The sequence below is a fragment of the Pseudoalteromonas sp. FUC4 genome, from assembly GCF_008370255.1.
GTDB lineage: Bacteria > Pseudomonadota > Gammaproteobacteria > Enterobacterales > Alteromonadaceae > Pseudoalteromonas.
This window is the reverse complement of record NZ_SEUI01000001.1, coordinates 926,324-946,917: the sequence shown is the minus strand read 5'-3', so window position 1 is coordinate 946,917 and position 20,594 is coordinate 926,324. Positions and strand designations below refer to the sequence as shown.

19 protein-coding genes are annotated in these 20,594 nt (G+C 40.0%); 13 read left to right on the top strand and 6 right to left on the bottom strand.

All coding sequences use genetic code 11. From position 1 onward, the window contains the following. Positions 1–8: 8 nt before the first annotated feature. Together EU510_RS04275 and EU510_RS04270 are read right to left on the bottom strand one after the other, a co-directional pair. Entirely contained in the window at positions 9–1,184 is a 1,176-nt protein-coding gene (locus EU510_RS04275; protein WP_007376571.1) for an isovaleryl-CoA dehydrogenase, read from the bottom strand. 56 nt (positions 1,185–1,240) lie between these two features. Continuing rightward, the gene (locus EU510_RS04270; RefSeq protein WP_008135264.1) at positions 1,241–1,675 is read right to left on the bottom strand and encodes a MerR family transcriptional regulator; all 435 of its coding nucleotides are present in this window, start codon (positions 1,673–1,675) and stop codon (positions 1,241–1,243) included. Between the two features lie 330 nt (positions 1,676–2,005). Here EU510_RS04270 and EU510_RS04265 point away from each other — a divergent pair, with 330 nt between their 5' ends. The 7 genes from EU510_RS04265 to EU510_RS04235 all read left to right on the top strand — a co-directional run bounded on the left by EU510_RS04265 (position 2,006) and on the right by EU510_RS04235 (position 9,760). Beyond that, entirely contained in the window at positions 2,006–3,187 is a 1,182-nt protein-coding gene (locus EU510_RS04265) for a thiolase family protein (protein ID WP_149592404.1), read from the top strand. 125 nt (positions 3,188–3,312) lie between these two features. Then, positions 3,313–4,803 (top strand): CoA-acylating methylmalonate-semialdehyde dehydrogenase, encoded by a 1,491-nt coding sequence (locus tag EU510_RS04260; protein WP_007376568.1) that lies wholly within the window; start codon positions 3,313–3,315, stop codon positions 4,801–4,803. Positions 4,804–4,965: 162 nt separating this feature from the next. Continuing rightward, positions 4,966–6,123, top strand: coding sequence for an acyl-CoA dehydrogenase family protein (locus EU510_RS04255; protein WP_149592403.1), 1,158 nt, complete (start codon positions 4,966–4,968; stop codon positions 6,121–6,123). Positions 6,124–6,133: 10 nt separating this feature from the next. Next, positions 6,134–6,919 carry an enoyl-CoA hydratase gene (locus EU510_RS04250; protein WP_149592402.1) on the top strand — a complete coding sequence of 262 codons (786 nt, stop codon included), beginning with the start codon at positions 6,134–6,136 and terminating at the stop codon, positions 6,917–6,919. Further along, the gene (locus EU510_RS04245; protein WP_149592401.1) at positions 6,919–8,070 is read left to right on the top strand and encodes an enoyl-CoA hydratase/isomerase family protein; all 1,152 of its coding nucleotides are present in this window, start codon (positions 6,919–6,921) and stop codon (positions 8,068–8,070) included. The genes EU510_RS04250 and EU510_RS04245 overlap by 1 nt, the downstream gene beginning before the upstream one ends. A gap of 10 nt (positions 8,071–8,080) precedes the next feature. After that, entirely contained in the window at positions 8,081–8,980 is a 900-nt protein-coding gene (mmsB, locus tag EU510_RS04240; RefSeq protein ID WP_149592400.1) for a 3-hydroxyisobutyrate dehydrogenase, read from the top strand. A 9-nt stretch (positions 8,981–8,989) separates the two neighbouring features. Further along, positions 8,990–9,760, top strand: a complete 771-nt coding sequence (locus EU510_RS04235) for an SDR family oxidoreductase (protein WP_149592399.1) — start codon at positions 8,990–8,992, stop codon at positions 9,758–9,760. Between the two features lie 74 nt (positions 9,761–9,834). Here the strand turns inward: EU510_RS04235 and EU510_RS04230 are convergent, their stop codons facing one another. Further along, a complete protein-coding gene (locus EU510_RS04230; protein WP_149592398.1) occupies positions 9,835–10,797 on the bottom strand; it encodes an integron integrase in 963 nt (320 codons plus the stop codon). A 297-nt stretch (positions 10,798–11,094) separates the two neighbouring features. Here EU510_RS04230 and EU510_RS04225 point away from each other — a divergent pair, with 297 nt between their 5' ends. The 4 genes from EU510_RS04225 to EU510_RS04205 all read left to right on the top strand — a co-directional run bounded on the left by EU510_RS04225 (position 11,095) and on the right by EU510_RS04205 (position 13,733). Further along, positions 11,095–11,445 (top strand): hypothetical protein, encoded by a 351-nt coding sequence (locus tag EU510_RS04225; RefSeq protein ID WP_149592397.1) that lies wholly within the window; start codon positions 11,095–11,097, stop codon positions 11,443–11,445. A 153-nt stretch (positions 11,446–11,598) separates the two neighbouring features. Beyond that, a complete protein-coding gene (locus EU510_RS04220) occupies positions 11,599–11,955 on the top strand; it encodes a hypothetical protein (protein ID WP_149592396.1) in 357 nt (118 codons plus the stop codon). 589 nt (positions 11,956–12,544) lie between these two features. Then, positions 12,545–13,081 (top strand): helix-turn-helix transcriptional regulator, encoded by a 537-nt coding sequence (locus EU510_RS04210; protein WP_149592395.1) that lies wholly within the window; start codon positions 12,545–12,547, stop codon positions 13,079–13,081. 214 nt (positions 13,082–13,295) lie between these two features. After that, a complete protein-coding gene (locus EU510_RS04205) occupies positions 13,296–13,733 on the top strand; it encodes a hypothetical protein (RefSeq protein ID WP_149592394.1) in 438 nt (145 codons plus the stop codon). Between the two features lie 28 nt (positions 13,734–13,761). Here the strand turns inward: EU510_RS04205 and EU510_RS04200 are convergent, their stop codons facing one another. Beyond that, positions 13,762–15,030 (bottom strand): IS110 family transposase, encoded by a 1,269-nt coding sequence (locus EU510_RS04200; RefSeq protein WP_149592393.1) that lies wholly within the window; start codon positions 15,028–15,030, stop codon positions 13,762–13,764. A 354-nt stretch (positions 15,031–15,384) separates the two neighbouring features. Between EU510_RS04200 and EU510_RS04195 the strand changes: the two genes are divergently transcribed. Then, on the top strand, positions 15,385–15,705 hold the full coding sequence (locus EU510_RS04195) for a hypothetical protein (RefSeq protein WP_149592392.1): 321 nt from the start codon (positions 15,385–15,387) through the stop codon (positions 15,703–15,705). Positions 15,706–16,374: 669 nt separating this feature from the next. On the opposite strand, the gene EU510_RS04190 is transcribed toward EU510_RS04195, so the two are convergent. Next, positions 16,375–17,409, bottom strand: coding sequence for a methionine synthase (locus EU510_RS04190; RefSeq protein WP_149592391.1), 1,035 nt, complete (start codon positions 17,407–17,409; stop codon positions 16,375–16,377). Between the two features lie 78 nt (positions 17,410–17,487). Next, positions 17,488–18,465, bottom strand: a complete 978-nt coding sequence (locus EU510_RS04185; RefSeq protein ID WP_024599076.1) for a DUF1852 domain-containing protein — start codon at positions 18,463–18,465, stop codon at positions 17,488–17,490. Between the two features lie 1,062 nt (positions 18,466–19,527). Between EU510_RS04185 and EU510_RS04175 the strand changes: the two genes are divergently transcribed. Next, the gene (locus EU510_RS04175; RefSeq protein WP_149592390.1) at positions 19,528–20,541 is read left to right on the top strand and encodes a DUF5924 family protein; all 1,014 of its coding nucleotides are present in this window, start codon (positions 19,528–19,530) and stop codon (positions 20,539–20,541) included. Positions 20,542–20,594 lie beyond the last annotated feature (53 nt).

Sequence of the window (20,594 nt, the reverse complement as noted above, 5' to 3'; positions counted from 1 at the left end):
TTTAATCCTTAACGGCTTTCAGTGAAAAGTTCGCGGCCTATAAGCATGCGGCGTATTTCTGATGTACCTGCACCAATTTCGTAAAGTTTAGCGTCACGAAGAAGACGGCCCGTTGCGTATTCGTTTATGTAGCCATTGCCACCTAAAATTTGAATCGCATCAAGTGCCATTTTAGTTGCAAGCTCAGCTGCGTATAAAATTGCACCGGCTGCATCTTTACGGGTGGTTTCGCCTCGGTCACACGCTTTGGCTACCGTGTATACGTATGAGCGCGCAGCATTCATTTGTGTATACATGTCGGCTACTTTGCCCTGAATTAACTGAAATTGACCAATAGGGGTATCAAACTGTTTACGCTCATGAATGTACGGCACCACTATGTCCATACACGCTTGCATTATGCCAAGCGGGCCCGCTGCAAGTACTACGCGTTCGTAATCAAGGCCACTCATAAGTACTTTAACGCCTTCGTTTAAGTTACCTAAAATATTCTCTTCTGGCACTTCGCAGTTTTCAAATACTAGCTCACAGGTGTTTGAGCCGCGCATGCCCAGTTTGTCTAGCTTTTGCGCTGTTGAAAAGCCCGGAAAGTTGCTCTCAACAATAAACGCGGTAATGCCTTTAGCACCGGCGTTTAAATCTGTTTTAGCGTAAATAACGAGTGTGTGTGCGTCGGGACCATTAGTGATCCACATTTTGTTGCCGTTTAAAATGTACTTATCGCCTTTTTTTTCGGCTTTGAGTTTCATTGATACAACGTCAGAGCCCGCATTAGGCTCGCTCATTGCAAGGGCACCAATGTGCTCACCACTAATAAGCTTAGGTAAGTATTTTTCTTTTTGAGCTTGTGACCCGTTACGGTTAATTTGATTAACACACAGGTTTGAATGTGCTCCGTAGCTTAAGCCAATAGATGCACTAGCACGGCTTATTTCTTCCATAGCAATAACATGTTCTAAGTAACCTAAACCGGCGCCGCCAAGTTCTTCAGATACGGTCATACCTAGTACGCCCATTTCGCCCATTTGAGTCCAAAGTTGATTTGGAAAAGCGTTATCTAAGTCCGTTTTTTCAGCAAGCGGGGCAATCTCCTGACTCGCAAAACTGTTTACGTGGTCGCGGATCATATCGGCAGTTTCGCCAAGGCCAAAGTTCATTTCTTTATATAGTGAAATAGTGCTCATGATTTATTCCTGTGTGACGTGTGTGTTGTCAGTGTGTTGTTATTTTAAAAATAAACTTACTCGTCTATTTTGTTTAATGTGTCTCTGCAGCGACGCTCGGCAGTAACTAGTTCCATAAGCACAACTTTTATGTCGTCCATTTGCTGAGATAGGTCTGCTTTTTTTTCTGAAATAAGGTCAAGCATAGTAACCAACTGCTTAGCGCTTGATTTATCTGCGTCGTACAGTTCAAACAAACGACCGGTTTCAGCCAATGTAAAGCCAAGGCGCTTACCACGTAATATTAGTTTTAAACGCACTTTATCGCGTTTTGAATAAATACGGGTTTGACCATTACGTTCTGGTGTTATTAACCCTTGGTCTTCGTAAAAGCGAATAGAGCGGGTTGTAATGTCAAATTCTTTAGCGAGTTCACTAATGCTAAATGTTTGTTCATTACTTGCCGGCATTTTGGCTGAGCTTGCAAAGTTTGTTTGATTATCTGGTTTCATAATTGTATTTACCTCATTCGAATAACTCCAATATAAGTGAAGTTTACGTAAAGGTAAAGCTTGGTGTGATTTGAAACTGTTTATAAAGGGATGTTTAAGCGAGGTATTGATTTATATTATTAATATTCAATGGGTTATTTTTATTTTGTCAGTGTAGTCTAACCGATGGAAAATAATCCTTACACTTATAAAACTAAAAATTAAGCTGTTTTTAGTTGACGTTGGCGTAAACGTTAGTATTGTGTAAGGGTATTAAATAATAAATGAATACTAAATTAATAGAGCAAATATACTAACAACTATTTGCATATAAATACAATGGAGTTAGTTATGACTTTAGAATCAGTGGTAATTGTAGCAGCAAAACGTACCCCAATGGGTGGTTTTATGGGAGCGTTAAGTGATGCGCAGTCTACCGAGCTTGGCGCTACCGCCATTGCCAGCGCACTTGCACAAACTGGTTTAGCTAATGATGCAATAGACGAAGTAATTATGGGCTGCGTATTACCAGCAGGCCTTGGACAAGCACCCGCACGCCAAGCAATGTTAAAAGCAGGCCTTGCTCTTAGCACTGGTGCTACAACAATTAATAAAGTATGTGGCTCTGGTTTAAAAGCGGCCATGCTTGCAAACGATTTAATTAAAGCCGGCTCTATTCAATCTGCTATTGCCGGTGGCATGGAAAGCATGACAAACGCACCGTACTTCATACCAAAAGCGCGTTGTGGAATGCGTATGGGACATGGCGAAATAAAAGATCACATGATGAGCGATGGCCTTGAAGACGCCTACGACAACAAAGCAATGGGTTGTTTTGCACAAGACACCGCCGACGAGTACGGCATTGGCCGCGAGCAAATGGATGCGTTTGCATTAGGCTCATTAAGTAAAGCTAAAGCCGCGATACAAAATGGCAGTTTTGATAACGAAGTTGCCCCGCATACGATGCAAACACGCAAAGGCGATGTAACAGTTTCGATTGACGAGCAACCAGGTAACGCCCGCCCAGAAAAAATTCCTACCTTACGTGCAGCTTTTAAAAAAGACGGCACTATTACAGCGGCTAATTCATCGTCAATTTCAGACGGTGGCGCAGCGCTTATATTAATGAGCGAATCAAAAGCAAAGGAACAAGGCTTAACACCGCTTTGTAAAATTGTAGCGCACAGCACGCATTCTCAAAAACCAAGTGAATTTACAGTAGCGCCAGTAGGGGCTATGAACAGCGTGCTTGAAAAAGCAGGCTGGGCTGTAAACGATGTTGACCTTTGGGAAATTAACGAAGCATTTGCCATGGTAACCATGCTGGCTATTAACGAGTTAAAACTTGATGAAAGCAAAGTAAACGTGAATGGTGGTGCATGTGCACTTGGCCACCCAATTGGTGCAAGCGGCGCGCGTATTTTAGTAACGCTAATTCATGCCCTTAAAAACCGAGGCCTTAAAAAAGGCATCGCGTCTTTATGTATTGGTGGCGGTGAAGCGGTTGCTATGGCTGTAGAAGCGTATTAACTAAATATTTAATAGTTATAAGAAAGCTGTACGAATAACTATAAAAGCGCTGCACTAATAATACTTACAAAGCGGCGCTACCAATTTCAAAAGAGAACACACAACTCACACACTAGGATTTAATCATGCACCAAGTACCACTACTTATTAATGGCGAATTTATTCAATCAGCATCAAAAGAGCTTATCGATGTTATAAACCCAGCAACTCAAGAAGTACTTGCACAAGTGCCATGTACCACAGAATCAGAAATGGACGCGGCAATTGCCTCAGCTTCTGAGACGTTTAAAACATGGAAAGACGTACCAATTACTGAACGTGCTCGCATTATGATGAAGTACGCTGCGCTATTAAAAGAACACCACGATGAGCTTGCTACCATTATTTGCCACGAATTGGGTAAAACATTTGAAGATGCAAAAGGCGATGTTTGGCGCGGTATTGAAGTAGTAGAACAAGCAGCAAACGCACCATCATTAATGATGGGTGAAACAATGGAAAACGTAGCGCGTAAAATCGATACGTATTCTTACATGCAGCCACTTGGCGTGTGTGCAGGCGTAACCCCGTTTAACTTCCCTGCAATGATCCCTCTTTGGATGTTCCCGCTGGCTATTGTGTGTGGTAACACCTTTATTTTAAAACCGTCTGAGCAAGATCCACTTACACCAATGCGCTTAGCAGAGCTATTTATTGAAGCCGGCGCACCAAAAGGCGTATTACAAGTTGTTCACGGTACAAAACCACAAGTAGACCGCTTACTAGAAGATAAAGCAGTACGTGCTATTTCGTTTGTTGGCTCGTGTGGTGTAGGTGCTTATATTTATTCTAAAGGCACGCAAAATCTTAAACGTGTGCAAGCGTGTGTTGGCGCTAAAAATCATATGGTTATTATGCCTGATGCCAGTAAATCGCACGTTGTAAACAACCTAGTAGGCGCATCGGTAGGTGCTGCTGGTCAACGTTGTATGGGTATTTCGGTTGCTGTATTTGTAGGTCAAGCAAGTCAGTGGGTAGATGAAATTAAAGCAGGCTTTGAAAATGTACGCCCAGGCGTGTGGGATGATGCAAACGCAGCATACGGTCCACAAACATCAAAAGCAGCAAAAGCACGTATTTTATCACTCATTGCCGGTGGTAAAGAGCAAGGCGCTACCTGTTTAATTGATGGTTCTGACTTTACGGTTGAAGGGTATGAGCAAGGTAACTGGGTTGGCCCAACGTTATTTACTGACGTAACCAAAGAAATGGATTTATACAAAGAAGAAATATTTGGCCCAGTACTCGCGTGTATGTTTGTAGACACGCTTGATGAAGCAATCGCGCTTATTAACGACAGCCCTTACGGTAATGGTACCTCGTTATTTACCTCAAGCGGCGCAGTGGCTCGTAAATTCCAACACGAAATTGAAGTAGGCCAAGTAGGTATTAATGTGCCAATTCCGGTGCCACTTCCGTTCTTTTCGTTCACTGGTTGGAAAGGCTCGTTTTACGGCGATACACACACGTACGGTAAACAAGGTATTCGCTTTTACACAGAAACTAAAACGATTACATCACGTTGGTTTGAAGACGACATTGCCTCGGGTCCAAACATGAGCATTAACTTAAAGTAATCGTAATTAAAAAATGAGTAAATAAAAGAATAATTAATAATAAAGATGGGCGCGAAGGCTACTTCACACACAACACACACATAAGCTTTCGCCGCTCGTCACAAACTATCCCTGTGACGGGAAACACTAACAACACAACTAACACAATTAAAGAGGTCTACCATGGACTTTAACTTATCAGAAGATCAACAAGCTTTTGCGCAAACAGCACGTCAGTTTGCCGAGTCAGAACTTGCGCCCCATGCAGCAAAATGGGACCGCGAGCATATTTTTCCTAAAGACACGATTAAAGCGGCGGGTGAGCTTGGTTTTTGTGGTTTATACACGCCAGAGGAAGCAGGCGGCCTTGGTTTATCTCGTTTAGATTCGAGCATTATTTTTGAGCAGCTTGCTATGGGCTGTACCGCAACAACGGCCATGTTAACCATTCATAATATGGCCACCTGGATGGTAGCAAGTTTTGGTACCGATGCAGTTAAAGACAAATACGTAGAGCAATTAGTAATGGGCGAGTTACTTGCCTCTTACTGTTTAACAGAGCCAGGCTCGGGCTCAGACGCCGCATCACTTAAAACAAAAGCCGTACTTAAAGGTGATGAGTACGTAATTAATGGCTCAAAAATGTTTATATCGGGCGCGGGCGAAACCGAAGTATTAGTGGTAATGGCACGTACAGGCGGCGAAGGCGCTGCGGGTATTTCGGCATTTGTAGTCCCAGCCGACGTAAAAGGCGTGGAATACGGCAAAGCTGAGGAAAAAATGGGTTGGAACGCACAACCTACACGCCTAATTAGCTTTGAAGATGTACGCATTCCTGCGCATAACTTGTTAGGCGCCGAGGGAGAAGGCTTTAAATTTGCGATGCAAGGCTTAGATGGCGGGCGCATTAATATTGCAACGTGTTCAATTGGTACAGCGCAGGCAGCACTTAATACCGCCCGTGAATATTTAAAAGAACGCACCCAATTTGGTAAACCACTCGCTGCGTTTCAAGCGCTGCAATTTAAAATTGCCGATATGAACACCGAGCTTGTAGCTGCGCGCCAAATGGTTAGGCTTGCTGCATTTAAACTTGATAATAACGACGTTGAAAAAACCACTTACTGCGCTATGGCTAAACGCTTTGCGACCGATGTTGGCTTTAACGTGTGTAATGATGCACTGCAAATTCATGGTGGTTACGGTTACATAAAAGAATACCCGCTTGAGCGCCATGTACGTGATGTGCGCGTTCATCAAATTTTAGAAGGCACTAACGAAATTATGCGCGTAATAATAGCGCGCCGTATTTTAGCTGAATCTGCAAGCGACGTTTTATAAGGAGCAAGTTATGTCACAATCAAAGCCGTGTATTGAATTAACAACCGAAGGCCATGTTGCTATTTTAACTATGTCTAACCCGCCAGCTAATACCTGGACAAAAGACACCTTAATTGACTTAAAAAACAAAGTTAACGAGCTTAATAATAATAAAAATATTTATGCATTAGTACTGACTGGTGAAGGCGAGAAGTTTTTTAGCGCGGGTGCCGACCTAAACGTATTTTCTGGTGGCGATAAAGGCGTGGCCGCCGATATGTCGCGTGTATTTGGTGAAGCATTTGAAGCGCTTACTAATTTTAGAGGTGTGTCGGTTGCAGCCATTAATGGTTATGCAATGGGCGGCGGGCTAGAAGTTGCCCTTGCGTGCGACGTACGTATAGCGGAAGAGCAAGCACAAATGGCGCTCCCTGAAGCTAAAGTTGGCTTATTACCCTGTGCGGGTGGTACTCAAAATTTAGCATGGCTTGTAGGCGAAGGCTGGGCAAAACGGATGATTTTATGCGGCGAGCGCTTAAAAGCTGATAAAGCCATGCAAATTGGTTTAGTAGAAGAAGTAGTACCACAGGGTGAAAGCTTTGCGGCAGCATTAAAACTGGCTAACCAAGTGGCCGATCAAAGCCCCACCTCAGTTGCAGCGTGTAAAACATTGATTCAAAAAGGGCGTTATCAACCCATGGCAAGTGTATTGCCTCTTGAGCGTGAATTGTTTGTTGGTTTATTTGATACCGAAGATCAACAAGAAGGCGTAAACGCCTTTTTAGAAAAACGCCGCGCTAACTGGGTAAACGGCTAATGAGTGCTTTAACAGTATTAAATAACGTCGATGAGCCCGTAGTATTTGAAACTGCAACCGCAGAAAATGGCAGTTTAATAGGGGTTATTACACTTAACGCACCAAAAGCATTAAATGCGCTTAATTTTGAGATGATCAAATTACTTGAGCCGCAATTGCGAGCTTGGCAAGACGATGATGCAATCGCAATGGTGTTGTTAAAAGGCACAGGCGATAAAGCATTTTGTGCAGGCGGCGATGTTGTAAGCCTTCATCATGCAATGGCGCAAGGTAAACCAACAAGCTTAGTTGAAGAGTTTTTTACGCTAGAGTACAAGCTTGATTACCTTATTCATACCTTTGATAAACCTATCCTCGTTTGGGGTAACGGCATAGTGATGGGCGGCGGTTTAGGGCTAATGGCAGGTGCTAGCCACCGCGTAGTAACCGAAACATCGCGCATTGCCATGCCAGAGCAAACCATAGGCTTATACCCAGATGTAGGCGGCAGTTACTTTTTACATAAAATGCCACAAGGTGTGGGGCTATTTTTAGGGCTAACGTCAGCTTCTATTAATTGTGAAGATGCACGCTTTGTATCGCTTGCCGATCACTTTATCGACAGCACTAAATACGATGCCATGCTAGCGCAAATTTTAGCTGCTAACTGGGGCAAAACTCCAAGTTTAAATCATGAGCGTTTAACTAAATTATTAACCGATTTAGATAACCAATCTGCGCGTATGCCTAAAGGCAATATTAAAGCTAACTTAACAACCATTCAAAAATTAGCTGAATTTAATACGCTACAAGAACAAGTTGATTATATTTTAGGCCTAGCTACTGACGATAAATGGCTGCAACGCGCCCAAAAGTCACTTAAGCATGGTTGCCCACTAAGTTGCGCGCTAGTAAGTGAGCAGCTAAAAGCCAGTAAAGGCAAAAGCTTACTTGCGTGTTTTAAAATGGAGCTGGGTATGTCGGTACGCGCTGGCGAAGTAGGTGAATTTCAAGAAGGCGTAAGAGCACTATTAATAGATAAAGACGGCGCGCCTAATTGGCAATACAAAACACTGAGTGATGTACCACAAGCCATAATAGAGAGCTTTTTTGCTAACCATTTTGGCGAAAACCACCCACTCAATGGCTTAGACACCCCAACACACACATAAAGGAAAGACGATGACTAAACTCAATATTGGTTTTATCGGCTTAGGTAATATGGGCGGCCCTATGGCGGCTAATTTAATTAAAGCCGGCCATAATGTTACAGCATTTGATTTAAACCAGTCGGTCTTAAATGAACTTGCGAGTAAAGGTGTACACGCAGCTGAAAATGCAAAAGCATGTGCAACCAATGCCGATATACTTATTAGTATGTTACCTGCGGGCAAACATGTTAAATCACTTTATTTAGGCAATAACGACGATAGCGGTTTAATTAAGGTACTTAGCAAAAACACCTTAGTGATAGATTGCTCAACAATAGATGCAGAGTCGGCCCGTGTGGTTGGCAGCGCACTTGGCGAGCAGGGCATTAGCTTTGTAGATGCACCGGTATCGGGCGGCGTTGCAGGCGCAACCGCAGGTACACTTACTTTTATTGTAGGCGGCGAAAAAGCCGCGTTCGATAAAGCAAATACAGTGCTGAGTGATATGGGTAAAAACATATTTCATGCAGGCGATATTGGCGCAGGGCAAGTAGCAAAAATATGTAATAACATGCTACTTAGTATTTTAATGGCAGGCACCAGCGAAGCACTGCAAATGGGCATAAATAACGGCCTAGACCCTAAAGTGCTTAGCGACATAATGACCGCAAGTTCTGGCCGTAACTGGACGCTTGAACTTTACAACCCTTGTCCAGGTGTAATGGATACCGCACCTGCAAGTAACGATTACAAACCAGGCTTTATGGTTGATTTAATGGCTAAAGACTTAGGACTTGCCATGGAAGCCGCGCAGCAAAGTAATTCATCAACCCCAATGGGTTCAATGGCTAAAAATTTATACACTATGCTACAGCACCAAGGTGCGGGTAGTGATGACTTTAGTGCCATTTTTAAACTGTTTTCTAAGTAGGAGCAACGCGTGGAAATTAAAAATAACACGGTAGTAATAACCGGTGGCGCACAAGGTTTAGGCTTTGCAATGGCGCAAAAGTTTGCACTTATGGGTGCCAACATTGCTTTAATAGATATGGCGCAAGACTTATTAAACAACGCATGCGAGCAATTGACACAGCTTGAAGGTGTAACCAGCAATATTAAAGGTTATGCCGCAAACGTAACAAATGAGAGCGAAGTAGAAAACGTATTTAATACCATCAACAGCGATTTTGGTCACATTGGTGTGCTTATAAACAACGCCGGTATTTTACGCGACGGCATGTTTATAAAGGCTAAAGACGGCAAGGTCGTTAAAAAAATGTCTCTTGAGCAATTTCAATCAGTGATTGATGTAAACCTGACCGGTGTGTTTTTAGCAGGGCGAGAAGCTGCAAGCCACATGATTGAATCTGGCAAAGGCGGCGTTATAGTTAATATGTCGAGCGTAGCGCGCGCAGGTAACATAGGCCAAACAAATTACGCAGCATCAAAAGCAGGCGTAGTGGCACTTACCACCACATGGGCTAAAGAACTTGGTCGATTTGGTATACGTGTAGGCGCTATTGCACCAGGTGTAATAAGTACCGCCATGACCGACGCCATGAAGCCCGAAGCCAAACAACGTATGCTTGCAGTAACGCCAGTAGGGCGCTTAGGCGAAAGCGACGAAATTGCCCATACTGCACAGTACATAATCGAAAACGACTTTTTTACAGGCCGCGTGGTTGAAATAGACGGCGGTATTCGTTTGTAAAACAAGCGGGATTAAGATTGATTTTAAAAGCATGGCGCTTGTGGGCTGTGCTTTTTTGTTTTAAATCGGGGAGTTTATAATCTTGAAAACGGGCTAACAACCCCGTTTGCACCTTGCTGCAATACATGAGTATAAATTTGTGTAGTACGCACGTCACTATGACCTAGCTGTGTTTGTACTGTGCGGATGTCAGCGCCGCTTTGCAGTAAGTGTGTAGCGAATGAATGGCGCAAAGTATGTGGTGTAACGTGTTTATTAATGTTTGCATCAAAAGCGGCTTTTTTAACAGCGCGTTGTAATTGCTTTTCATCGATATGATGACGCCTCAGTTGCTTGCTCTCAGGATCAATACTTAATTTATGTGATGAAAATAAATATTGCCAGCCCAGCTGTCTATTGTGGTTTGGATATTTTTTACGTAACAAATGCGGCATGTACGCACCGCAATACAAAGGGTTTTTGAGATCTAACTGTAGATAACTATCAACTAATTGTATTTGGGAACGCAACTGCGGTGTGAGCTCTACGGCAAGGGTTACGACACGATTTTTGCCTCCTTTGCCATCCCAAATTCGAATGCAGTTATAGTCAAAGTCAATATCGTGTACCCGTAAACGCAGTACCTCCATTAATCGCATACCACTGCCATAAAGTAATCCACAGGGTAGATAATGCTTTGCAGAGCACACTTTAAAAAAATTATTTATTTCTTGCTGCGTTAAAACTACCGGTAGTTTAGTTGCTCGTTTGCTCTTAACAAAACTTAATGATAATGAAAGTGGCTTTTTAATCACTTCTTTAAATAAAAAGCTCAACGCATTTAAGGCTTGTGTTTGAGTGTTAGGAGCAACATTTTGTTGATTGACTAAGTGATTTAAAAAAAGTTCGACCTCATTATCTCCCATCGTTGTTGGGTGCCTCATAGAGTTAAATCGAATAAACGAAGCTACCCAGTATAAGTACGCTTTAATAGTACTTTTAGCATAACGTTTTAGATACATTTGTTCGGCTATCATAGTTAAATAAGGTGATTTCATGATATGAATCTCTGGTAAAAGTTAACTGTATATATAGACAGTGCTTGTTGTTTTGTCCAATATTACTGATCTCCACCATTTCGGTGTATTTATGTATTGATTAAAAATAATTTCCAGTTAACTAATTGTTTACAGGTGTTTATTTGATGGTTAAGATAAATGCACTGTAATATATGGACATTTGTCGGTTTATAAAACGACAAATGTCGTAGACAAAATTGTTATGAGTGAAAGTTAAATCTCAATCCATGTTTTCAAGAAATATAGTAATCAATAATAAAAGGTTGGAATTAAATAATGAAGTTAGCTGACAAGGTTGTTTGGGCAATAATAATCCCTGGAGCGATTTGGTTTTTTTCTATCGTAATAAGGATACTTATTACAGACAATCCACCTTGGGATGAATTTGGTCTCTACATCTTGTTTACTATAGTTCTGATTTCATTGATTAAGCCTCTGAACCTGCTATTTTACCCTGAATCTAGAGAAAAATATGCTGCTGAGAAATCCGAGAAAAAACTACAGAAACAAATTAAAAAAGAACGCTACGTAACTACTAAGTGCAGTTGGTGTAATCAAACCTTCACGCCAGCAGAGTCAGGATACCGATTTCATTGCAGTAGAAGATGCAATTCAGAAGATTCTTAATATTTATTTCAGCCTATCATCGAGATAAGTTGAGATTTCAACTCATAACAATGCAAATGCACTCGGACAGTTTAAAGCGCCGCTCCTCGTTCCTCGTCGCTTTGCTTCAAACTGCCGGTGATTTGCGGCGTTATGTTGCATAAGGAAGTGTCGGTGAATAATCAACTTTGCGAGAATTATCGAAAAGAAACTTTTGATACTTTAAAGTTGATTTCATCAAAAACTGAACAGCTTGATTATCAAAATAAAGTACCTATTGCTCATGTATCCGCAGAGCTATTTTGCTCTTGGGAATCCTGCTACCAAGATGTAAAAAATCGAGATTGGTACCAAAGCACGTTCTCAAAAGAAGAATTTGAAGTATTAAATCGTTTTGACGAAATCTTTGAGCAAGTTTGCTCTGAAACTGAACAAGATGTTCCGTACATTACAGAATTTATTCAAACAAAGCAGTGGCTTACTTTATCAAAAGCAGCTAAATTGGCTCTATTGGAGTTAACTGCAACATAACAAGAATTTAAAGCGGGACTGCTAACAGTTTGCTCGGTTTCGCTTCGCTACACATTTTAGCAAACAATTATCAGCCCCTTAAATGGGCGTTATATGGTTCACTTCCCCGCCAGCTCAACTTTATTTTTCGTAGATTGTCCTTTTTATTTATAAACGATTTCATACTTATCTTTTCAACAAAGTAATTGGTGTAGACATTCGTCCACACTTTGCTATAATGACTTTGAATCGTTAAGGGAGGAACAATGTATAGCAAAACATAAAAACAAACATATTCAAGCCGCGATAGACTATGCGATAAGCAATGGGTGGATATTTATCAAGGGCGGAAAGTCGGCACACGCATTCGGTAAACTCCGATGCGGAAACGCAAATCATCCAGGACACACTATGAGTGTCTGGTCTACTCCGAAGAGTGATGAAAATCATGCTAAACAAATTCGAAATAAAGTAGACAAATGTAAATAACAAGGTGGCAAAAGCCACCTTCATTTACAAACCCAAAGGACAAATAACAGTTGGCTTTTCTCCTTTGTCGCAAATTTTAGCCAACTATTTTTTGCCTCTTAATAAGGCGTTAGGTTGAATTATGAACACATATGAGTTTTCACTAGTGCTATCCGGCGTAGATGAAACCACACCAAATTTAGACGATGCATTGTTTGAAGCAGGTTGTGATGATGGCTTGGTGTGCACCTATAACAATACCGTCTATGTTGACTTTATGCGTGAAGCTATAAACTATAAACAAGCTGTAATGTCTGCTATCAAAAATGTCGAATCAGCCGGATTAAATGCTAGAGTTATTTCTGTCGATGCAGGAGATTTAGTAGGTATTAGTGATATTGCACAACTATCAGAACTATCGAAAAAAACAATTAGCGCATATAAAGATGGAAAGCGTGGAAAGGGAAATTTCCCTAGTCCTATTCAAAGAATAAAGAATACAAGTCCAATATGGCGGTGGAGTGATGTTGCTACTTGGCTAGCAGAACATGGAAAAATAGATATAGAGTTGGCAAAAAATGCCTTGATCACAGAAGCTATAAATCAAGCGTTACAACAACGAAACCCCAAACCAATAGTAAAAGAATTAGTAAATAAGCTACAAGCTGTTGCTATGTAATACCATCCTTTAACGATTCAAGTAAAAAAGCACCTTCAGGTGCTTTTTTTATAGCTAGTATATAAACTAATTAGACTTTGAGTGTTTTGAATAAAACCATATAACAAGAATTACAAGTGGGACTGCTAACAGTTTGCTCGGTTTCGCTGCGCTACACATTTTAGCTAACAATTATCAGCCCCTTAAATGGGCGTTATATGCTCAAGGAAGAATTGTGATTAAATTTCTAGTTTCTTTTTTAGTTTTACTACCGTTATTTGCACAAGCGAATACAGATTTTTGTGAGGATCATACTCCTAGAACTACAGCAACTCATGGTGGTGAAAAGTATGGCCTTGTTGTTCCAGGCAGCAAAGTTAAAAAGGCTGGTTCATGGTCACCTAAAGAAATGGTTTCACCACCATTAGCAACTTATAAAGCCTACTCTTTAGTTCAGGATTGGGCTGTTAGTAATTTGCCAAAATTTGATGGTATCGAAATTAGAAGTGTAGAGTTAATTAAATACCATTGTCTGGTTGGTTTTTTTAAAGAGGAGTATTGGTATTACATTGTCGAATACGATCCTCTTATTGATGGCAACAAAATGTATGGTTCAAAAAATTTCGTTGCTGTTTTAATGTCGGGCGAGGTTATTGGTGTTGAGAGCATATAACAACACGCCCAGAGGTGGACAGCAAGCGCTAAAGCTCACTTTCCACCGCAAATTTTAACAGCGGTGAACCCTTACTTTTCAATGCGGTTAAGTAAGTTGATTCATCGTAGGGCGTATGTGTTTTCCAGCACCTAAATAGAATTCGTATCCACTTAAATGCCAATGATCTGATGATGGTATTATGGGGTTTTCCTTTGGCTTCTTGCTGACGATAATATGCTTTTGCCCAAAATGAATAGCGCACAGATAATCCTGCCCATTCCACAAATGTTTGCCTTAAAAACTTAGTGCATGAGTACCGCCAGTGTATCCATTCTTTCTTGCCACTGCGTTCGGTTACTGGAGCAATGCCTGCGTATTTTTGTATGTCAGCGGCGCACTTATAGCGGTCACGATTTGATCCCATAGCGGCTAATAATCGAGGTGCTAATTGTGGCCCCGCCCCAGGTAAACTATCAAAAATAGCGCGATCTGTATGTTGCTTATAAAGTGTTTTAATTTCGTCATCAAATCGTGTTATTGCCAACATCAGCTGTTTAAGTTGCGGAACGAGGCATTCAATAAGCAATAAATTTGGCGTGATCACCGCCATATCTTCGGTGAGTATTTCTGCATCCTTGATTTCTTTTATCCGCTTTTCATTAACGAGTGGGTAGCGGGAATTATGTTGATTAAAGAAGTCGAGTAGTGTTTGTTTCCTCGCTTTTTTAGCGTGAGCAAGAGAGGGCCAGCGCAGTAAGAAGTCACAGAATATTTGAGTGTCTTTTTCTTTAAACCAATCAATCACGTGGGGATAATAATTTTTTAGCGTTGTGGCTATTTTATTGGTTAAATTAACACGATCTTGTACTAGTTTACGTCTGTATTCGACAAGCTGCGCAAGACACCTAACGTCCTCTGAATCCGGCCTAATAACCGTTAATTTATCCATGTGAAGTTGTAATATTTCAACTTGAATAATTGCATCAGTAGGATCATCTTTAGCCCCGCTGTGCGTAAATGCAGCACGGTATTTAGCAACACTAGATGGGTTAATCACAAATAATACAATGTGCTTAAATTTACTGAGTGCATATATAAGTGGGCCTTTTTTTAGCTCACACGCGACAGCAACAGATCTGCCGTTGTAGCGTTGTTTTAACTCAAGCGCCCATGCATTAATTGACTTAGGTTCAGAGGAAATCACACTTAAATGTTGTGTATTTGTGTCACGATTTATTTCACAAATATCGTGTTTACGGTCAGCCCAATCGGTCCCGATAAGGGCTGCAAAATCTGAGACGTTAAAGGCTTCCATTTTGGGCCTCCTAGAGGTAAAGTGAAAGAATAAATAGAGGCTAATAGTGTTTCTCGCAGGTCTTATAGATAGTCGGCATTACGACAATCCCTGAGTATGCGTATTGAAACAAATAACTCCTGTTGATCCGAAAGTCTTGTTACAAACATTGATTGTTTCCGCTCAAATATTCGTGATCAACAGAAGCATATTCCATGTATTAATGAGATAGGTAAATACATTAATTAATGGAACGGAGTAACTATAAGTTGCTCATGTTCGTTCGTAAACTCACTGGGACAATTAACAGTTGGCTTGGCGCTTCGCGCAAGTTTAGCCAACAGTTAATTGCCCCTTAGCAAAGCGTTATGTGTAATGATGAAAACTCAAGCATTTGTAATATTAATTAGCTGTTTTGTTTGCTTTAAAGCTATTGCTATTCGAGTAGTATCTTGCGACAAACAAGATACCGAATATATTGCTACTAAGCATTCTTCGGGCGCTTTAATACAAGCTAACGAAATAGAAAAGGTTTTCCCTCGTGATAGCCTTAAACACAATGAAATTTGCGAAGTACGCAATGAAATAATTATGGATGGTTTAGCTTTTACTTTGTATAAACTGCAAAGCGAAGAACAAAGGTATATTTCGGTGTATAACGGCTTAGACGGTAATTTCAAACTGTACGGTCCTTAATAGTGTTGAACCAAAATAGATACTCAGTTATGGTTTTTTTATCAATAAAAACAAATTAAAAAACGAGTTAATCTATAGACTCTTTATGTGCCCATAAGATAATTTATGAACCGGTTTGTTAAAATAACTATTACTATTTTTCTTTTTGTAATCGCTTCTTATTATCTGTATTTCTATATTACTCCTAGTGTTACTGTAATAAATAAATCTGAGTACGTTATAACAAAGGTAAATGTTAGCTTGCCCAAAAGTAATTTAAATTTTGGGTCTATTGAACTTGAGCAAGCAAACACCATTTACTACTCACTTTCACAAAATGATGGTAGTTATAATTATTCATTCAATATAGACGGTAAATTAATAACAGGGGCTTGTGGTTATTTAACAAATAATGAACTTAATAAACGGTTAGTAATTATTGTTAGCAAAAGAAACCTGGTAGGTTGTAACCAATAGGAAAATAACAACTCGCCCAGAGGTGTACGACTAGTTATATTTAGCTATTAATTACAAATAGTAAAAGTGGTAGCCTTTGTATTTTAAAGCCGTTAAATACGTCGAATCTTTGTTTTTTAGTCGGTTTTAACTAACGCACCATGTTTATAGATTTTACTATGACATGGTGCGACAGTTGTTATTGTTTACAATTTGTATTTTAAAGCTACTTTACTAGCTTTTTTCTAATAATTCTTTTCTTATAATTTCAGCCCCAGCGCTCAAGGCATTTAGTTTACCTCTGGCTATATGGTGAGGTAGTGGAGCCATGCCGCAGTTTGTACACGGGTAAAGTTTGTCGGCATCTACAAATTGCAGTGCTTTACGTAGCGTATTAGCTACTTCTTCTGGCGTTTCGATAGTGTGATTTGCTACATCAATTGCGCCTACCATTACTTTTTTACCGCGAATGAGTTCTAGTAAATCCATTGGTACATGTGAGTTATGGCACTCTAATGAGATAATATCGATATTGGATCGCTGAAGCTTAGGGAATGCTTCTTCGTATTGGCGCCATTCGTTTCCTAGTGTTTTTTTCCAATCTGTATTGGCTTTAATGCCGTAGCCATAGCAAATATGCACGGCGGTTTCGCATTTAAGACCTTCAATTGCGCGCTCTAATGTAGCAATACCCCAGTCGTTTACTTCATCAAAAAATACGTTAAACGCGGGCTCATCAAACTGGATGATATCAACGCCTGCGGCTTCTAATTCTTTTGCTTCTTGATTGAGTATTATGGCAAATTCCCACGCTAGTTTTTCGCGGCTTTTATAATGATCGTCGTAAAGCGTGTCGATCATTGTCATTGGGCCTGGCAATGCCCATTTAATAGGTTGCTTGGTTTGCTTGCGTAAAAAATTAGCGTCTTCAACAAATACAGACTTTTGACGGCTAACGGGGCCCACAACGCTGGGTACGCTTGCGTCGTATCGGTCACGAATTTTTACTGTTCTACGTTTTTCAAAGTCAACGCCATTAAGGTGCTCTATAAATGTAGTTACAAAATGCTGCCTTGTTTGCTCACCATCGCTAACAATATCAATACCTGCTTGTTGTTGGTCGAATAATGACAAGCGAAGGGCGTCGTGTTTTCCTTGGGTTAATTCATTACCTTGCAATTTCCAAGGTGACCAAAGTGTTTCTGGCTCTGCAAGCCATAAAGGCTTAGGTAAACTGCCAGCGGTAGATGTAGGTAGTAATTTTTTCATAATAAATAATGCCGTATATTTTAGTTAATTATTAAACGTATCTTTAAGCGCGTTATTACTGCTTGTTACTATTAGTTGTTATGACAGATAGCTAGTAGAGAATTGCTCAAGAACTGTTTGGTACGGCTTGATAAAATGCTCTTGTGCAAACTTGCCTTGCTCGTTTGCTAACTTGCCACGCTCTTCTCGGTCATACACAATTTGCGTTAGTGAGTGGTCCAAGTTTTTTAAGTTTGGTTTATATGATTTTCCCGCTGTTGCGTTGGCATTATAAATCTCTGGTCTGTAGATTTTTTGAAACGTTTCCATCGTACTAATGGTGCTTATAAGCTCAAGATTGCTGTAATCATTAAGTAAATCACCAAAGAAAAACAATGCTAAGGGAGCGGCGCTATTTGGCGGCATAAAGTAACGTACCTGCAAGCCCATTTTTTTGAAGTATTGCTCAGTTAAAGATGATTCATTTGGCTCGTATTCAACGCCAAGTACCGGGTGTTGGTTTTCGGTGCGGTTGTAGGTTTTGTTATCTGACACACTTAGGCATATAACCGGTGGTTTTTTAAAATTTTGTTTGTATGTATCCGAATTTACGAATGACTGAAATAGTTTGCCATGTAATACCCCAAAGTCATCAGGAATACTAAATTGAGGCTTTCCTTTATTGTGCTCTTGTAGGAGTACGCTAAAGTCGTAGTCGCGTACATACGATGAGAAGTTGTTTCCTACAATACCTTCAATGCGTTTATTTGTTTTATGGTCAACTATATTTGTTTTTAATATTTCGATAGAGGGGAAGCTTTCGCCGCCATCTTCAATACCTATCTCAACAGAGACAATTTCAAGCTCAACAGCATAACGCTCACCTTTGGTGTTATCCCAATGGGCTAGGGCATTAAAACGGTTGTTAATCATGTTTAAGGCGTTACGCAAGTTTGCTTTGCGGTATTCACCTCTGGCTAAATTAGCAAAGTTGGTTGTGATACGCGTATTAGTTGATGGATGATAATTTTCGTCGAGTGAAACGCTCTTTATATTAAATGTAAAATCTTTTTTCATCGTGTTTATATCCAATTTTATAATTTAAACCTGATTGATGCTTTGCGCTTTATTAACCTTTTAACTTAGTGTGCTGGTTTGTTATCCAGCGGCTTTAAGTTGTTAGTAATAGTGTTTAGCGCTAAGGGATGAGTAATTTATACGTTGATTGGTATATGAAGAAAAACGGTTTAATTTCACATAAAACATGAGTCATATTCATTAATCATTATTGTTAGATTCGATTACGTAGCAATTGACGAAAAAAAGGCATAAATCGATAAAAACAAAGTGCGGATGTTTAGCCGTTTAGACTTCCTTTGTGCTGATGTGCACTTTATTCATGTTGAACATGAGGAATATTCAAAGGGGGTTTTTACTGTTATAACAGTATATTAGCCAAATTTTTAGTATGTTGCGCCGTTGTTTATACTAAAAGTCATCACTGGAAACGTTTTAATTAGCTATAAAGGCAGATACTTCAGCTCATCTAACATAAATGATAAACCGACCTTTTTGAGTACATATATAAATGCTTGTAAATTAATAAAAGCGTTATTAGCCGTATTAGTAACAATGGAAGTACGTTAACTAAGTTATACTCGTTTTTTAATCACCTCTCCTATATAGATCAGGTGGGATAGGCCAGATTAAGTCCAAGCATCCTATTTACGTGATTGTAAAAATGCACTCACTTTTGATGGTGTTTTAGTACTTAATATTTGCCATACCAAAGTTGGGCAAAGAGAAGCGTTCGATCAATTACTTGGGAAGGAATTTGCAGGAAATATTTTTAGTTTTACTATTGAAGGTAGCAATAAAATTGCGTTCGCTTTTAACAATAAAATGCCTGCACTTACTGAGGATGAATTACTTGCTAAAGCGCATGTGTTACAAAAATTAATAAACGTACCAATGACGCGCTATGCGAGCTTTTGATTAATTAAAAATGGTTAGTTTAATGTACTGTGAAATGGCGCGTTTAAATCCATCCGTCTATCTGTTGTTCATTTAAACGTGGTTAAACTAACCTTACTCTGAATAAAAATAATAAAGTACATACCCGTACGGAAGCACTCATACATGGATTACTGTAAAAATATAATCGCTAGATTTATAAGCGCGATGCAAAAACGACCTGGATTATTGGCTGTGCTGGCTTTTTTGTCGGGTGTTGCCAGCTATGCACTTGTAGATAGAAAAGAGTCTTTTTCGCAAGTTATTGCGATATTTTTACTTATTAGTTGGTTGTGGCTAATTATTGATAATTGGCTGCGGGACAAAGTAGAAGAAAAATTTGGTGTGGCTGTATCTCCTAATGTAATGCGTTTTGCGCTACAAATGGTGCAACAAGAAAGTCTATTTTTTGCTTTGCCGTTTTTTTTAGCGGTTACCCAGTGGGACCATCCTCAAGCAATTTTTACCTCCCTCATTGTTTTGTGTGCGGTTATATCGGTTATAGACCCCTTTTATTACAAAAAACTTGCTAGAAACCGTACGTTATTTAGTGTGTTTCATAACTTTGCTTTATTCGTTGTTTTGCTTGTTACTTTACCTATTTTGTTAAACCTTACAACGAGCCAAAGTTTAGCTGCAGCCCTTGTAACAGCTGTAGTAGTTACTCTTCCGAGTTTAAACAATTTAATGCCTAATGCGCGCTGGTGGCGTTTTCCTATTCTTGTATTTATTTTATGTGCTTTGAGTACTGCTGTATGGCAATTAAGAAGTTATGTGCCTCCTGCTGCGCTGCGCTTAACCGATATTACATTAGCTCATGAAGTTGATTTACAGCATAAAAAGCCAGTAGGGAGTATTAAACAGTTAGACTCTTATACACTGCATCATCAAGGTTTATATAGTTGGACCGCCGTTAAAGCACCAAGAGGCTTAAATGAAAAAATATTTCATGTGTGGCTTCATAATAAAAAGGAAGTTGATCGGATCACGTTAAATATAAACGGCGGGAGAGAGCTTGGTTACAGAGCATGGACCCACAAGGTAAATTTTCCTCGCGACTCTGTTGGTAAGTGGCAGGTAAAAGTAGTCACCGAATCAGGTCAGTTAATAGGTTTAACGAAATTTACTGTTACACCTTAATTAACTTAGCTGGCTGTATTTTAAACACATAGCTGATATAGTTTTTGTATTCC

What these genes read in the sequence shown, in the direction of transcription:
- EU510_RS04275 (WP_007376571.1), bottom strand. Translation starts at nt 1,184, where the DNA reads ATGAGCACTATTTCACTATATAAAGAAATGAACTTTGGCCTTGGCGAA.
- EU510_RS04270 (WP_008135264.1), bottom strand. Translation starts at nt 1,675, where the DNA reads ATGAAACCAGATAATCAAACAAACTTTGCAAGCTCAGCCAAAATGCCG.
- EU510_RS04265 (WP_149592404.1), top strand. Translation starts at nt 2,006, where the DNA reads ATGACTTTAGAATCAGTGGTAATTGTAGCAGCAAAACGTACCCCAATG.
- EU510_RS04260 (WP_007376568.1), top strand. Translation starts at nt 3,313, where the DNA reads ATGCACCAAGTACCACTACTTATTAATGGCGAATTTATTCAATCAGCA.
- EU510_RS04255 (WP_149592403.1), top strand. Translation starts at nt 4,966, where the DNA reads ATGGACTTTAACTTATCAGAAGATCAACAAGCTTTTGCGCAAACAGCA.
- EU510_RS04250 (WP_149592402.1), top strand. Translation starts at nt 6,134, where the DNA reads ATGTCACAATCAAAGCCGTGTATTGAATTAACAACCGAAGGCCATGTT.
- EU510_RS04245 (WP_149592401.1), top strand. Translation starts at nt 6,919, where the DNA reads ATGAGTGCTTTAACAGTATTAAATAACGTCGATGAGCCCGTAGTATTT.
- mmsB (WP_149592400.1), top strand. Translation starts at nt 8,081, where the DNA reads ATGACTAAACTCAATATTGGTTTTATCGGCTTAGGTAATATGGGCGGC.
- EU510_RS04230 (WP_149592398.1), bottom strand. Translation starts at nt 10,797, where the DNA reads ATGAAATCACCTTATTTAACTATGATAGCCGAACAAATGTATCTAAAA.
- EU510_RS04225 (WP_149592397.1), top strand. Translation starts at nt 11,095, where the DNA reads ATGAAGTTAGCTGACAAGGTTGTTTGGGCAATAATAATCCCTGGAGCG.
- EU510_RS04210 (WP_149592395.1), top strand. Translation starts at nt 12,545, where the DNA reads ATGAACACATATGAGTTTTCACTAGTGCTATCCGGCGTAGATGAAACC.
- EU510_RS04200 (WP_149592393.1), bottom strand. Translation starts at nt 15,030, where the DNA reads ATGGAAGCCTTTAACGTCTCAGATTTTGCAGCCCTTATCGGGACCGAT.
- EU510_RS04195 (WP_149592392.1), top strand. Translation starts at nt 15,385, where the DNA reads ATGATGAAAACTCAAGCATTTGTAATATTAATTAGCTGTTTTGTTTGC.
- EU510_RS04190 (WP_149592391.1), bottom strand. Translation starts at nt 17,409, where the DNA reads ATGAAAAAATTACTACCTACATCTACCGCTGGCAGTTTACCTAAGCCT.
- EU510_RS04185 (WP_024599076.1), bottom strand. Translation starts at nt 18,465, where the DNA reads ATGAAAAAAGATTTTACATTTAATATAAAGAGCGTTTCACTCGACGAA.
- EU510_RS04175 (WP_149592390.1), top strand. Translation starts at nt 19,528, where the DNA reads ATGGATTACTGTAAAAATATAATCGCTAGATTTATAAGCGCGATGCAA.